The following is a 14,781-nucleotide window of genomic DNA, read 5'->3' as shown; positions in this document are numbered from 1 at the left end:
ATTCTTCAAATCTTAGTTTTGAGCTTTGTCTTTAGCAGGAACATAGTCTAAAATCATTCTTTGGTTTGAGTTTAGATATTTTTTTGCTGTTTCTCTAATTTCTTCTCTTGTGATAGAACGATAAATATCAATTTCAGTGTTAATTAAGTTGATATCACCATACAACATATAATAAGTTGCTAAATTATCTGCAATTCCTTCAACAGAAGCGTTATTGCTTACATAATTACTTTCAAATTTGTTTTGAAGTTTTTGAAAATCGTTTACAGAAATTAATTCTGTTTGCATTTTTACTATTTCTTCATCAATTTCTTTTAAAATAGATTCAGTTGTATTCGTACCCATTGGTAAACCATAAATTAAATACATACCATAATCTTCTTGACTGTAATTGAATGCTCCGATTTGTAACGCCATTTTCTTGTCGTCAACAATTTTTTTGTATAATTTAGAACTTTTACCGTCTGATAAATAAGTTGAAATCATATCTAAGATTCTAGCATCACGAGATTTCATTGAAGGTGTTCTGTAAGAAGCAACCAACATTGGAATTTGAATGTTTGGATCTTCCCATGAAGCTTTGAACTCTTGAGTAATAGGTGCTTCTTCTACTTTTTGACGTGTAACTGGAGCTCCTTTAGGAATTGCACTAAAATATTTAGTAATCCATTCTTTAGCTTGCGCTTTATCAAATTGACCAGCAACAACTAAAACAGCATTATTAGGCACATAGAATTTTTTATTAAAAGCTTGGAATTCTTCTAAAGTAGCAGCATCTAAATGCTCCATTTCTCCAATAGTTGTCCATTTGTATGGATGCACTTTAAACATATTTTGTTTAACCGCTTTAATCAAGTTTCCATAAGGCTGATTATCAACACGAAGTCTTTTTTCTTCTTTAACAACTTCATTTTGTGTATCTACACCAATCTGGTTGATTACTGGATGCATCAATCGTTCAGATTCCATCCATATAGCCAATTCTAAATTATTAGAAGGGAAAACTTCATAATAATAAGTTCTGTCATCGGTAGTATTTGCATTATTGTTTCCTCCGTTTGCGGTAACTAATTTAAACCAGTCGCCACGACCAATATTTTTTGTTCCTTCAAATAAAAGGTGTTCAAAAAAGTGAGCAAAACCTGTTCGGTTAGGCTGTTCGTCTTTTGCTCCTACGTGGTACATAACCGAAGTGATTACTACTGGAGCTGAATTGTCTTGATGAAGTACAACGTGAAGACCGTTGTCTAAATCAAACTCTTCGAATGTTACTTTTTGAGCTGAAGCAGTTCCGCCAAGCATAAGTGCAGTTCCTAAAGCCATTAAAGATTTTTTCATACGTTATTAATTTGTTGATATAATTTTAATAAGACGCAATTTCGAGATAATGTTACAATAAAACGTAATTTAAATTAAAAAAAATGCTGAAATTATTTTTTCAATATTATTATTTACCATAATAGTTGTTTGATTTATAAATTATTGTATATTTGCAACCTTAAAATTTTTAACTAAAATCATTGTTATGTACGCAATCGTAGAGATAGCAGGGCAACAATTCAAAGTAAGCAAAGACCAAAAGGTTTATGTTCACCGTTTAGCTTCAGAAGAAGGAACTAAAGTTTCTTTTGACAAAGTTCTTTTATTAGATGAAAACGGAACAGTAACTTTAGGCGCCCCAGCTGTAGAAGGAGCTTCTGTAGAAGCCAAAGTGTTACAACACTTAAAAGGTGATAAAGTAATTGTCTTCAAAAAGAAAAGAAGAAAAGGTTACAAAAAGAAAAATGGTCACAGACAATCATTCACTCAAATTTTAATTGAAGGAATTGTTGCTACTGGAGCTAAGAAAAAAGCTGCTAAAAAAGAAGTTGAAGTTGAAGTAACTGAAGCTACTGAAGAAGTTAAGCCAAAAGCTAAAGCGACTAAAAAACCAAAAACTGAAGAATAACATTTAAAATATAACATCATGGCTCACAAGAAAGGTGTCGGTAGTTCGAAGAATGGTAGAGAATCAGAATCGAAACGTTTAGGCGTTAAGATTTATGGTGGTCAAGCTGCTATTGCTGGAAACATCATTGTTAGACAAAGAGGTTCTAAGCACAACCCAGGTGAAAATGTTTACATGGGTAAAGATCATACTTTACATGCTAAAGTTGATGGAGTTGTAAAATTCCAAAAGAAAGCGGAAAACAAATCATATGTATCTGTAATCCCTTTCGAAGCTTAATAATCTTTATTAGCAACATAAAAAAACCTCTCCAATTGGAGAGGTTTTTTTATGTTGTCGTGTCATAGAGAAATTGAACTCTAATTTAATTTTTGAGTTTAGCACTATTGTTGTAAAATGATAGAATTTGAGAATTTAACTATCTATAATAACGCTTAATTTAGCTAAAAGAATTATGAAAAAAGAGTTAAATACTCGACATTATCATTGTATTTTTGAATTCATACTTTTTTAGTTTATTTTCATATTAATAAATAAAAAAATTAATTGAAATTTAAATATTTAAGCTTAATTAACATCAAACAACTATTTAAAAATCCAAATTTATTTACCACATAAACTAATAAAGAATAATTAAATTCCAAAAGGTTAAGTATTGTAAATGCTCAATATGTATATTCTTTTACACAAACATGAATTAAAAGAACAATAGATCTAAAGGCTAGTATAGTAAAACCTTTTTAAAAAAGGTGTTAATTTTTTTTTAAAAATATAAAATTGAGATTATTAAAACAAAATTTCTACAAAATGTTAACTCTATTGATAAATAAAAAATAAAAATATCAAATGTTAATTAGATTTTAAGCAAAGCGTGAGTATACTTAATTTACTTAGTATTATCTTTGAATGTTATTTTAAACTCCCTATAAATGAAATCTATATTTTCTAAAAAAATTTCAATTTCTTATATTTCTGCTATTGCAACAATTGTTATTACTTGTTTTTCAACTTTTTTAGTTTCTAGTTTTTTTTTTAAAGAAACAAACATTAAAGATTTAGACGTATCAGATGGAACCAATTTATGTAATTATAAAGTAAAACGATTAGATGGCTACAGTTTCATCAAGCCATTAATGTTTGTTGATGAGGAATGTGAAGGAGATAATTTAGCACAAATTAAACATGAAATAAATACTATTATTCAGAAACATAAATCAATGAGTAATGTTATTTCTACTTCTGTTTATTTGAGAGACTACAATAATGGTGATTGGATGACTATTAATGATGATTTACAATATGAACCTGGTTCATTGTTTAAAGTGCCTATTTTAATAGCTTACCTTAAAATGAGTGAGGATATTCCAGGGCTTTTGGATCAAGAATTATTATTTCATACCCCTTTTGATATTGGAAAAAATGTTGCATTTCAATCTAAAAACATTCAGTTAGGGCATAAATACAAAATAAGAGAATTATTAAAATACATGATAGCATATTCTGACAATAATGCAACTGCAATATTGAATAATAATTTAAAACCCGAAATTTTAACTAAATTATTTTTAGATTTAAATTTAGAAGTCCCAAATCCCAAAGCAAAGCATTATTATTTTACACCAAAGAATTATTCTTTATTTATGAGAGCTATTTATAATGCTTCATATTTATCAGATGAAAATTCTGAATTTGCAGCGGAATTATTAGGAAAATGTAATTTTAAAGAAGGCATTTTGAGTGGCCTACCAAAAGATATAAAAATAGCTCATAAATTTGGTGAATCTGGAACCGATCAAGAACGTCAATTGCATGAATCAGCAATTGTATATCTTAGAAACAAGCCCTATTTATTAACTATTATGACAAAGGGGAAAGATAACACCTCTTTAACTAATATTATTAGTGAAATATCCACGGCAGTGTATAATAATATGCTCAATCAAGCCGAAGAAGTTTTTTAGCATTAGCTAATCCTCATTAAACATAGAAACTTACTTTCAAATTAAATACAGTTTTAATTTAATTGTATTATTTGAATAAATTCTAATTATTTATAATTTCTTTAGAATACTAAATCTGAATTGTTTTAATTGTAAAAATTTAAATTAAATAGAATAATTAAAAATCGAAATTATTTATAGTATTAACTTTAGTATAAAATCAAATTCAAAGAAATAAGTCCGATAAAATATCGGACTTATTATTGTCAAAATTAATTATAAATTAGTCCAAATTTCTAGAATATTAAAAAGTTTTAATTAAAACTAATTAAGGACTATCTTCTCTGAATAATTTAAATTGGCACCTGTTAATTTAACAATATACACACCTGAATTCAAACTATTCAACTCCATTGAATAATTACCAGAAAAATCTACCGTTTTAACATTTACTAATCTACCGTTTATATCAAACAGTTCTACTTTTAAATCCCCAACATAATTTGAAACTGAAATATTTATTAAATCAGTTGCAGGATTTGGATAGATTTTAACGTTACTAGACAGAGAAAAATCAGTAGATGAAAGTGTTGTATTGGTAAACAAACCCGAGAACAAACCTCTTCCGTATGTAGCTGCATAAACCGTGTAGTCATTTCTCATATCTAAATCTGTAACTTTAACGTTACTCATACCATTATAAGCTTGAATCCAAGTTGGAGAGGCTGTATCAAAATTATTACAATACCAAATTCCTAAATCTGTTCCAATAATAACCTCAGTAGCAAAACCTCCAACATTTTTTAGTGGATTTGGCAAAATTGCTTTAACAGGAATATCTGGAAAATTACCTTCTTTATTTAACCAAGTAACTCCACCATCTTTTGTATACCAAATACTAACTACATTATAGTTATGCATCGTTACAAAAATTTCGTTATTTGATGCTCCATACTCAATATCCGAAATACTTCCCACAAAAGAAGGCCCAGTAATCTCAGTCCATGCAGCAGTTGCATTTGCCGTAGTAACTCTTAATAATTTTCCTAAACGAGTTCCTACTAATAAAGTTGTAGAAGCGGTAGTGTAAGGAGAAACCGCAAAAGCAGTTGGCGAAGCAGTTAATAATGCGTTTGTTAATTCAATTCTAGAAACCAAACCTGGCCCTTTTATATTTGAATATCTTCTTATTTGATAAACACCCGCAGATGTTGTATAATCAGAATATAAAATATCTAGGTTTGAATCTAACACCATTGGCGCAATAAAAGCTCCATTATTTAAATCCGTATCATTATCAATAGCCCTAGAAGAAACGGACGAACCTGGCAATGCTCTAAGATTTATACTTTCATTATATACATAATTTGATATATAATATTTATCATTTCCTTGATCAAATAGTGTATAAGCGCCATCTCCTCCTTGTGATTGTGTACTTGAATTTACTCCAGCCGTTGGCGCTGCAAAATATTGTGTCCCATTATCCTGAGCACCTGCAGCAAAATATTCAGCAGCTAAGCCGCTTATAGCCTGATTTGGAGCGACACCAACACTGTAAAACTGTGTAATATTTAATCCATTTACTCTCGTAGCAATTGCATTTGTTGAGCTCGATGCTGTTGATAAACTTGACGCAAAACTAACTCCTCCATCATGTCCAAAAATAGCTTGATTACTATTTCCTGGTCTAAACGCAATTGCGTGTTGATCTGCATGTACTAAAGAAACATCAGTTAAATAATTAGAGGACCATTTTGAAATCGTTTGCCAAGTTGAACCACTATTTATGGAGCGGTGAATATCAATACCCCCAATGTACACTATGGCGTCATTTGTAGGATCGACAGCAATTGTCAAATCATAAAATGCTTGTCCACGACAAAAATCAGTTGCGCTAGTTCCATGAATAGCTGCAGGTTCTGATAATGTTATTACACTAGTAAAACCATTAGTTGTTAAATAAATATTTGCTTCACCATTAGTAGAATCTTCTGATAAAACATAAACTTTATTAGCATTTGTAGACGATACTGCTATTTGAGTTCTTTTTCCAGAAGGAACTGTATGACGCGTAGTAAAAGTTGTACCATTTGTAGATGATAAAATTCTTCCTCCCCCATCACCATAAACCAAACTATTAGTAGTTGCGACCCATATAGTATTATCTGGACTAATTTCAATATCATTTGGACAAGTTTTATTTCTATCAACTGTTAAAGGTAATGTCAATAAATTCCAATTGGCTCCTCCGTCAACAGATTTATACAATCCGAATGCTGGTCCTCCTAAATATGTTGCTTGATTAGCTGCACTGTAGAAAGTATCTCCTACCGCAACATAAATTTCAGACACGCCACCATTATTTCTTACTTTAATATCATTAATATGTTGTTGACCCGGAACTAAATTACCCGTAAAAGCACCAGCAACAACAGGATTAATAGTACCTGAAACAGTTCCTGCTAAAACAGCAGCTTCTAATAAATCTCCATCTTGCATAGATATCATTATTGAAGGAATTGTAATGGTTGGGTCATCACCACCCATTGCAACCGGTGTTCCTGCAACATTATTCATCATAATTACACCTACAGCACCTGCATTTTGAGCCGCTTTAACTTTTAAAACAAACGGACACGAACCTCTTCTGATTAAAGCAATCTTGCCATTTAAAGCTGCGGCATTTGTTAAAGTTGCACCTACTGTTGAAGATTGACATGCATCATAAATTGGAGATGTAGCATCTGTTGCTAAAACCACATTTGCAGTAATAGGCGTAACAGGATTTAAACCAAAAGCAGTAGTTGGATAACAAGCGTAATTTCCAGCTACATTTGAAGGACTATTAATAGTTAAATCTGCAGCAGACTGAAAAGTTGTAGGACCAGTTATACCACCAAACACCTTATTCCATGTGGTTCCTCCATTTGTTGATTTCCAAACACCATCTCCATTTACATCACCACCAACATAAGACTCACCAGTTCCTAAATAAAAAATATTCGTGTTATTTGGATCATAAGTTATAGCTGAAACAGATAAATTTTCAGGAACATTTACTCTTGTCCAAGCTGTATTTGTTGTGATATCGTTATTTACCCACAAACCACCACTTACTCCACCAGCAAAAACTCGCTTGTAAGTTGCATCATTAGGGTCAAACATAATAGCTCTAACTCTACCTCCAACATTATTTGGGCCTCTTTCAATCCAATTGTTATTAGAAGCATCCCCAGGAACTCTAACAACCGCTAAAGCTTGCTGCCTTTCTCTTTGTAATTGTTCTCTAACTTGAATTAATTTTTCAGGTGTAGGTTTACCTGTAAGTGGATCCATAGTTAATTCCCACTCCATTTCGTAATATTTCTTAGGAGGAATTCCAAGCGCCTTTCTTTCTTTCTTAGACAAGGTCAAAGACTTTTTGTAAGGCGAGTTTGCTAAATTTTTAGCATGTTTTTTTCGAGCCGACTTTGCCTGCTTTTTAGTCAAAGGCTTATTTACAGCTACAGTAGTAGATTTATTTGTTTTAGATTCTTTTTTTGGAGCATTTGACTGACCAAAATTTAATGTAAAAACAAACAAAGCACTAATTAAAAAAAGTAATTTTTTTTTCATGTTTTGGGGTTAATTTTATCTTAATTATAACAAAATTAGCATTTTACACTAATTTTCAAAATAATTAACAATTTATTTACACATTTAACTTTTGTTTGCTTGAATTGTTTTGTATAATTCCAACGCTTTACCATCCGTTAGAAGTGATACAAAATGGCAAATATGTAACAATCTATCGTAAAGATTTTTCTTTTGAAACTGAAAACGCTCTGGCAATAATTTTAGCAACAATTCATCATAATTAGATGCCGTGCCGTTCTCTTTTTTATTGTAAGCCGTGCAAAATCCATCCAATAAATTATTAATAATCTTATACCCCATCACTTCTTTTTGAATAACTTCTCTGCTTTGGTATACGTTTTTAACACTAATCTGGATAATGTCGTTCATTTGTGCCTTGTACTGGCTTTTATCCATCAATGCGAATGGAAATTCTCCTGCTAAAATAGCTTTTTCATTTTCCATAAAAACAGCAACTGCATCATTGATTAAACTTCCAATAGCTAAAGCACGTAAATAACTAATTCTATCTTCTTTCGTTAATAGTTCGTTGTATTTTTTGGTATCGATTCCGTTTTTAACTAATTTGATTAGGTATTCTAAGGCATATTCTTCTGAAATTAAACATAAGTTAATTCCATCTTCAAAATCAATTATTGTGTAGCAAATATCATCTGCTGCTTCAACTAAATACGCTAAAGGATGACGCTCAAAACCAATATCATTTCCATGTTTATTTGGAATCAAACCTAATTCATTGGCAACCTCAACAAAAAAAGCCTTATCGGATTGAAAAAAACCGTATTTCTTGTCACAAATTTTTTGGGTAGGTTTTTTGGGTAAACTCTCTTTTGGGTATTTCATAAAAGCACCTAAAGTAGCATACGAAATTCGTAAACCGCCATCAATTCCTTCACGAGAAGCAGCTAAAACTGAAAAACCATTCGCATTTCCTTCAAAATCGATTAAATCTTGCCATTGCTTTTCGGTTAATTGGTCTTTGTATTGTAATCCGTTGCCTGTTTTGAAATATTCGCCAATGGCTTTTTCTCCCGAATGTCCGAAAGGTGGGTTTCCAATATCGTGTGATAATGCTGCTGCTGCTACAATCGCTCCAAAATCATTAGGTTGATAGCCGTGTACTTCTTGTAAATGCGGATAGTTAGCTATAATTTGCTTTCCTACCAAACGCCCCAATGAACGCCCCACCACCGAAACCTCTAAACTATGCGTCAATCGGTTGTGTACGAAATCGGTTTTTGAAAGTGGTATAACTTGCGTTTTATCTTGCAGACTTCTAAAAGCGGCAGAAAAAATAATTCGGTCATAATCTACTTCAAAGCCTAAACGAGTGTCGTCTTGCTCTTTACGTAACCGTTTACTAGTGTCGCCTTGTCTTTTTAAAGACAATAATTGTTCCCACTGCATCATGTGAATTCAGATTAAAGATTGCGGATTTATGATTTTAAGGATTATTCTTTTTCGTTAGCCAAAAAGAAATTTCTTGATTTTTTTGGATACTGATTGTAACTTTTATCGCTCGGATTCACGATTACCGACTTGATATTGATTTCGTCTCCTAACTTGAAGTTTTTTTCTGTGTATTGGTAATCCAATAAATATTCGCCACAGAAATAATTTCCGTCTGCGTCTTTTTCAATGATTCCTGTATGAACGCCTTTTTTATCTTTTGACATAATTTTCTATTTTTTTCAAATGTACGAATTGAATTGGTAATTATAAAAACAAAAACAGCCATCAAATGACAGCTGTTTTCTATATTCTATTTTCTTTCTTCAATTTTCTATAATTAAGAACCACACATTTCACAATCTTCTGGACCAGCGTTTCTCGCCATTTCGATCATTGCTCTGTATTCTTCAGCTGTCATTTCTGCTGGTTCTTCTAAAACTGCAATAGCTTCTACCTTTTTAACTTCAACTTGTGGCTCTTTTACTTCGATTGGAGCTGCTGCTTTATCGTTATTTAAAGTAAACTTAATAGCATCCACCGCAGATTTTGTTCTTAAATAGTACATTCCCGTTTTTAAACCTGATTTCCAAGCGTAAAAATGCATTGACGTTAATTTGGCATAATTTGCATCTTGCATAAACAAGTTCAACGATTGCGATTGGTCAATAAAATAGCCTCTTTGACGGCTCATATCGATGATGTCTTTCATTGACATTTCCCAAACGGTTTTGTATAATTCTTTTAAATCTTGCGGAATTCTTTCAATGTTTTGAACAGAACCATTGTGACGCATAATTTCTTGCTTCAATGTTTCGTTCCACAAACCTCTTTCTACTAAATCATTCAATAAATGTTTGTTTACTACGATGAATTCTCCAGACAATACACGACGTGTATAAATATTTGAAGTATACGGTTCAAAAGCTTCGTTGTTTCCTAAAATTTGAGATGTTGAAGCAGTTGGCATTGGCGCTACTAACAATGAGTTTCTCACTCCATTTGCTGTTACTTCTTTTCTTAAACTTGCCCAATCCCAACGACCAGAAAGTTCTTCGTCTTTGATGTTCCAAAGATTGTGTTGGAATTCTCCTTTTGAAATTGGCGAACCTTCAAAAGTTGAATAAGCTCCTTCTTCTTTAGCCATTTCCATAGAAGCGGTTACGGCTGCAAAATATAAGGTTTCAAAAATTTCTTGATTCAGTTTTTTAGCTTCATCACTCGTAAAAGGCATTCTCAACAAGATAAAAGCATCTGCTAAACCTTGTACTCCTAATCCAATTGGACGGTGACGCATATTTGAATTTTCTGCTTCAACCACTGGATAGTAATTTCTATCGATTACCTTATTTAAATTACGTGTAACACGTTTTGTAACATTATATAACAATTCGTGATTAAACGCTCCATTTTCAACAAACATTGGTAACGAAATAGAAGCTAAGTTACATACTGCAATTTCATCTGGAGAAGTATACTCCATGATTTCAGTACATAAATTAGACGAACGAATAGTTCCTAAATTCTTTTGGTTCGATTTTCTGTTCGCTGCATCTTTGTACAACATGTAAGGTGTTCCTGTCTCAATTTGAGATTCAAGTATTTTTTCCCAAAGCTCTCTTGCTCTGATTGTTTTTCTTCCTTTTCCTTGTGCTTCGTATGATAAATATAAAGCTTCAAATTCATCGCCATAAACTTCGTCTAAACCAGGACATTCGTTTGGACACATTAATGTCCAAGTTGTATCTTCTTCTACGCGTTTCATGAATAAGTCAGAAGTCCACATGGCGAAGAATAAATCTCTAGCACGCATTTCTTCTTTTCCTGTATTCTTTTTCAAATCTAAGAATTCGAAAATATCCGCATGCCACGTTTCTAAATAAATAGCGAAACTTCCTTTACGTTTTCCTCCACCTTGATCTACGTAACGAGCTGTATCGTTGAAAACACGTAACATTGGAACAATTCCGTTTGATGTTCCGTTAGTACCACGAATGTATGAACCTGTTGCACGAACATTGTGAATTGCTAAACCAATTCCTCCCGCTGATTGCGAAATTTTTGCAGTTTGTTTTAAGGTATCATAAATTCCATCAATACTATCATCTTTCATTGTTAACAAGAAACAAGATGACATTTGAGGTTTTGGAGTTCCTGCGTTGAATAATGTTGGAGTAGCATGTGTAAAGAACTTTTTCGACATTAATTCGTACGTTTCAATTACAGATTCAAGGTCGTTCAAATGTATTCCAACTGCCACACGCATTAACATTTGTTGTGGACGTTCTACAATTTTTCCGTTAATTCTTAATAAATACGAGCGTTCTAAGGTTTTGAAACCAAAATAATCGTAGTTAAAATCACGGTTATATATAATATGCGAATTTAAAAATTCTGCATTTTCTTTTATTACTTCATACACCTCATCAGAAAGCAAAGGAGCTGCCTGATTGGTTCTTGGATTTACATAATGATACATTTCACTCATCGTTTCCGAGAATGATTTGTTGGTGTTTTTATGTAGGTTAGAAATTGCAATTCGAGCCGCTAGTTGGGCATAATCTGGGTGTGTAACCGTCATGGAAGCTGCGGTTTCTGCTGCTAAATTATCTAATTCTGAAGTGGTAACACCGTCATATAATCCTTCAATTACACGCATTGCCACTTTAACAGCGTCTACCATGTCATTTAATCCATAACATAGTTTTTTAATTCTGTCCGTGATTTTGTCAAACATTACTGGCTCCTTATGGCCATCTCTTTTTACTACATACATAAGCTTTTTAAAATTTTGAAAACAGACAATCCCTTCCCTGCCTTCGGTTAGTATTAAATAAATTCAAGTGCGAGTCTCCCGACATTTTATAGCACTCAACAAATTTTTTATTTTTTTAGAAATCAGCGTCGAAGCTAATTTTGCTTGCTTCTGAATCTGAATTCATTACTCCTGCTTTTTGGTATTCTCCAACACGCTTTTCAAAGAAATTTGTTTTTCCTTGTAAAGATATCATATCCATAAAATCAAATGGGTTTGACGAATTATACACTCTGTCACAACCTAATTCCACCAATAATCTATCGGTTACAAACTCTAAATATTGAGTCATTAAAGTGGCATTCATTCCAATCAAACTAACTGGCAATGATTCTGTAATGAATTTTCTTTCAATATCTAAAGCGTTGGTTAAAATTTCTGTAATTCTTGCTTTTGGCACTTTGTTTACGATATGATGTGTGTGTAAATGCACAGCGAAATCACAATGCATTCCTTCATCACGTGAAATTAATTCGTTAGAAAACGTTAGCCCTGGCATTAACCCACGTTTTTTCAACCAATAAATCGAACAAAACGAACCTGAGAAGAAAATCCCTTCCACAGCTGCAAAAGCAATTAAACGCTCTGCAAAACTTGGTGATTCAATCCATTTCAATGCCCATTCTGCTTTTTCTTTAATTGCTGGGAAAGTTTCAATCGCATGAAACAACTGATGTTTTTCTGCTTCATCTTTCACATACGTATCAATTAATAACGAATACGTTTCACTGTGAATATTTTCCATCATTAATTGGAATCCGTAGAAAAATTTAGCTTCAGGATATTGCACTTCACTTACGAAGTTTTCAGCTAAATTCTCGTTTACAATCCCGTCAGACGCCGCAAAAAAGGCTAAAATGTGTTTAATGAAATATTTTTCATCAGCACTTAATTTATTATTCCAATCATTTAAATCGGTATGTAAATCTATTTCTTCTGCTGTCCAAATACATGCTTCTTGTTTTTTGTACCATTCCCAGATATCTTGATGTTTGATAGGAAAGATTACAAATCGATCTTTATTTTCTTGCAAAATAGGTTCCACTACAGCCATAGCTATTTGATTTTAAAAATGTTAATGATTGGTTAATTTTACTCATTTGGGGATTACAAAGTTTGTCATTTGAAACGAGAAAAGAAAGGCAAACTTATTCACAATTGAAGCAAGTTTTTAACAAACAGGATTTTTGTCAGTAAATTAATATAGGTTTTTAAAGTACTGATTGTCAATGTTTTAAAAACAAATAAAACAAGTGTTAAAACCTTGTAAGCAATTGAAAAACCAACTGCTCACAACGATTTTTATACAATAAAAAAAGGATTATTTTTTTAACTCTTTTGCTACTTTATCTAATTCGTCAAACCATTGTTGTCCGAATTTTCTAACCAGTGCTTCTTTCACAAATTGATAGACCGGAACTCCTAATTCTTCCCCTAAAGCACAGGCGTCTGAACAAATATGCCATTTATGATAATTGACTGCTGAAAAATCAGAATATTCTTTTATTCGGATAGGATATAAATGACAAGAAACTGGTTTTTTCCAATCTACAATCCCTTGGTTATAAGCCTGCTCAATTCCACAAAGCGCTGTTTTTCCGTCAAAAATTACATAAGCACAATCTTTTCCATCGATAAGTGGCGTTTCTAATTCCCCAAAATCAGACACTACGTGTGTTCCTTGTTCTTCAATAGCTTTTACACCTTCCGAACGAAGAAAAGGCTTGACTTTTGGGAAAATTTCAGCTAAAATTTTGGTTTCTTCCTCGTCTAAAGGAGCACCCGCATCACCATCTACACAACATGCCCCTTTACAAGCTGACAAATTGCAAACGAATTCTTTTTCTAAAATTTCTTCTGAGACGATGGTTTTATTTAACTGAAACATGATGTATTTATTTAAGATGCAAAGATACTATTTTGAAATCAGAAATTAGAAGTTAGAAATTAGAAGTTTTGGAGCACAGATTTGATAAATTTGAGAAATTCTTTACGCAGAGCCACACGGAGATTTCTTGATTTTGATTGTTTTGAATAGAGCTACACCGAGACGTTTTACTTTTTTCTTTATGAAAACACTTTCCGACTTTGCGTTTGAATTTGAACTTTATTTGAATTTGAACTTGATAATCTATCGTTAAATTAGAAACGTTCTTTATTCAATATGCTTATATTTGCACAAATATTGAGCGTTTTATGGAATTTGGAATTAATTGGAAAGACATTTTTACCATCAGCATGATTTTATTTGCTGTGATTGATATTGTAGGAAGTATTCCGATTATTGTTGATTTACGCAGTAAAATGGGGCATATTCAATCTGAAAAAGCTAGTATTGTTGCTAGTGTTATAATGATTGCCTTCTTATTTATAGGAGAAGAAATTCTAAAATTAATTGGAATAGATGCCAATTCGTTTGCGGTTGCAGGTTCGTTTGTTTTATTTTTCCTTGCTTTAGAAATGATTTTGGGCATTCGACTATACAAAGAAGACAATCCGAGTACCGCTTCGATTGTGCCAATTGCTTTTCCACTTATAGCAGGTGCAGGAACGATGACCACGATTTTATCATTACGAGCAGCTTACGATAAAATAAATATTATAATTGCAATTGTTATCAACGTAATTGTAGTATATGGCGTATTAAAATCGTCTGGAAAAATTGAACGATTGTTAGGAAATAATGGTTTAGGCGTAATTCGCAAAATATTTGGCGTAATTTTATTGGCAATTGCCGTAAAGTTATTTGCTGCTAACGTTAAAGGATTGTTTATTTAGAAATATATAGAAATGAAAATATTTACTTATGTGGCGGTTGCCATAGCTTTAGCTTTAATTGTATTTAATCTTTTTCAAATAGATTACAGCAATCCGTTTGAAGGTAATAGCACTATTGCTATTATTGGTGTTGTAGCAGGCGTTTGTGCTATTTTATTACTACTATTATTGAAATTCTCAAAAATGATTGTTGAAAAAACCAAAGAATAATC

At 32.2% G+C, this 14,781-nt stretch carries 12 protein-coding genes; 5 read left to right on the top strand and 7 right to left on the bottom strand.

Features of this window, described 5'->3' with window-relative positions:
* Positions 1–12 precede the first annotated feature (12 nt).
* Positions 13–1,338 carry a M16 family metallopeptidase gene (locus tag RSE15_RS09655; protein WP_324068034.1) on the bottom strand — a complete coding sequence of 442 codons (1,326 nt, stop codon included), beginning with the start codon at positions 1,336–1,338 and terminating at the stop codon, positions 13–15.
* Positions 1,339–1,525: 187 nt separating this feature from the next.
* On the opposite strand from RSE15_RS09655, the gene rplU reads away from it, so the two are divergent.
* From rplU to RSE15_RS09640, 3 genes are all read left to right on the top strand, one after another.
* Complete coding sequence (gene rplU, locus RSE15_RS09650; RefSeq protein ID WP_324068032.1) at positions 1,526–1,948, top strand: 50S ribosomal protein L21; 423 nt, start codon at positions 1,526–1,528, stop codon at positions 1,946–1,948.
* Positions 1,949–1,966: 18 nt separating this feature from the next.
* Positions 1,967–2,227, top strand: a complete 261-nt coding sequence (rpmA, locus tag RSE15_RS09645) for a 50S ribosomal protein L27 (protein WP_133610147.1) — start codon at positions 1,967–1,969, stop codon at positions 2,225–2,227.
* A gap of 650 nt (positions 2,228–2,877) precedes the next feature.
* Complete coding sequence (locus tag RSE15_RS09640) at positions 2,878–3,909, top strand: serine hydrolase (RefSeq protein ID WP_324068029.1); 1,032 nt, start codon at positions 2,878–2,880, stop codon at positions 3,907–3,909.
* A 303-nt stretch (positions 3,910–4,212) separates the two neighbouring features.
* Here the strand turns inward: RSE15_RS09640 and RSE15_RS09635 are convergent, their stop codons facing one another.
* The 6 genes from RSE15_RS09635 to RSE15_RS09610 all read right to left on the bottom strand — a co-directional run bounded on the left by RSE15_RS09635 (position 4,213) and on the right by RSE15_RS09610 (position 13,679).
* Entirely contained in the window at positions 4,213–7,506 is a 3,294-nt protein-coding gene (locus RSE15_RS09635; protein ID WP_324068027.1) for a WD40/YVTN/BNR-like repeat-containing protein, read from the bottom strand.
* Positions 7,507–7,590: 84 nt separating this feature from the next.
* Positions 7,591–8,934 (bottom strand): deoxyguanosinetriphosphate triphosphohydrolase, encoded by a 1,344-nt coding sequence (locus RSE15_RS09630; protein ID WP_324070446.1) that lies wholly within the window; start codon positions 8,932–8,934, stop codon positions 7,591–7,593.
* A gap of 44 nt (positions 8,935–8,978) precedes the next feature.
* On the bottom strand, positions 8,979–9,203 hold the full coding sequence (locus tag RSE15_RS09625; RefSeq protein WP_262319130.1) for a hypothetical protein: 225 nt from the start codon (positions 9,201–9,203) through the stop codon (positions 8,979–8,981).
* 113 nt (positions 9,204–9,316) lie between these two features.
* Positions 9,317–11,752 carry a ribonucleoside-diphosphate reductase subunit alpha gene (locus RSE15_RS09620; protein ID WP_288983926.1) on the bottom strand — a complete coding sequence of 812 codons (2,436 nt, stop codon included), beginning with the start codon at positions 11,750–11,752 and terminating at the stop codon, positions 9,317–9,319.
* A gap of 115 nt (positions 11,753–11,867) precedes the next feature.
* A complete protein-coding gene (locus RSE15_RS09615; protein WP_324068023.1) occupies positions 11,868–12,845 on the bottom strand; it encodes a ribonucleotide-diphosphate reductase subunit beta in 978 nt (325 codons plus the stop codon).
* Between the two features lie 267 nt (positions 12,846–13,112).
* Entirely contained in the window at positions 13,113–13,679 is a 567-nt protein-coding gene (locus RSE15_RS09610) for a DUF3109 family protein (RefSeq protein WP_324068021.1), read from the bottom strand.
* A gap of 308 nt (positions 13,680–13,987) precedes the next feature.
* Between RSE15_RS09610 and RSE15_RS09605 the strand changes: the two genes are divergently transcribed.
* Together RSE15_RS09605 and RSE15_RS09600 are read left to right on the top strand one after the other, a co-directional pair.
* Complete coding sequence (locus tag RSE15_RS09605; protein ID WP_324068020.1) at positions 13,988–14,569, top strand: MarC family protein; 582 nt, start codon at positions 13,988–13,990, stop codon at positions 14,567–14,569.
* 12 nt (positions 14,570–14,581) lie between these two features.
* Positions 14,582–14,779 carry a hypothetical protein gene (locus tag RSE15_RS09600; RefSeq protein ID WP_324068018.1) on the top strand — a complete coding sequence of 66 codons (198 nt, stop codon included), beginning with the start codon at positions 14,582–14,584 and terminating at the stop codon, positions 14,777–14,779.
* Positions 14,780–14,781 lie beyond the last annotated feature (2 nt).

This window comes from Flavobacterium sp., assembly GCF_035195345.1.
Lineage (GTDB): Bacteria > Bacteroidota > Bacteroidia > Flavobacteriales > Flavobacteriaceae > Flavobacterium.
The sequence above is the reverse complement of the archived record's forward strand: the minus strand, read 5'-3'. Positions and strand labels throughout refer to the sequence as shown.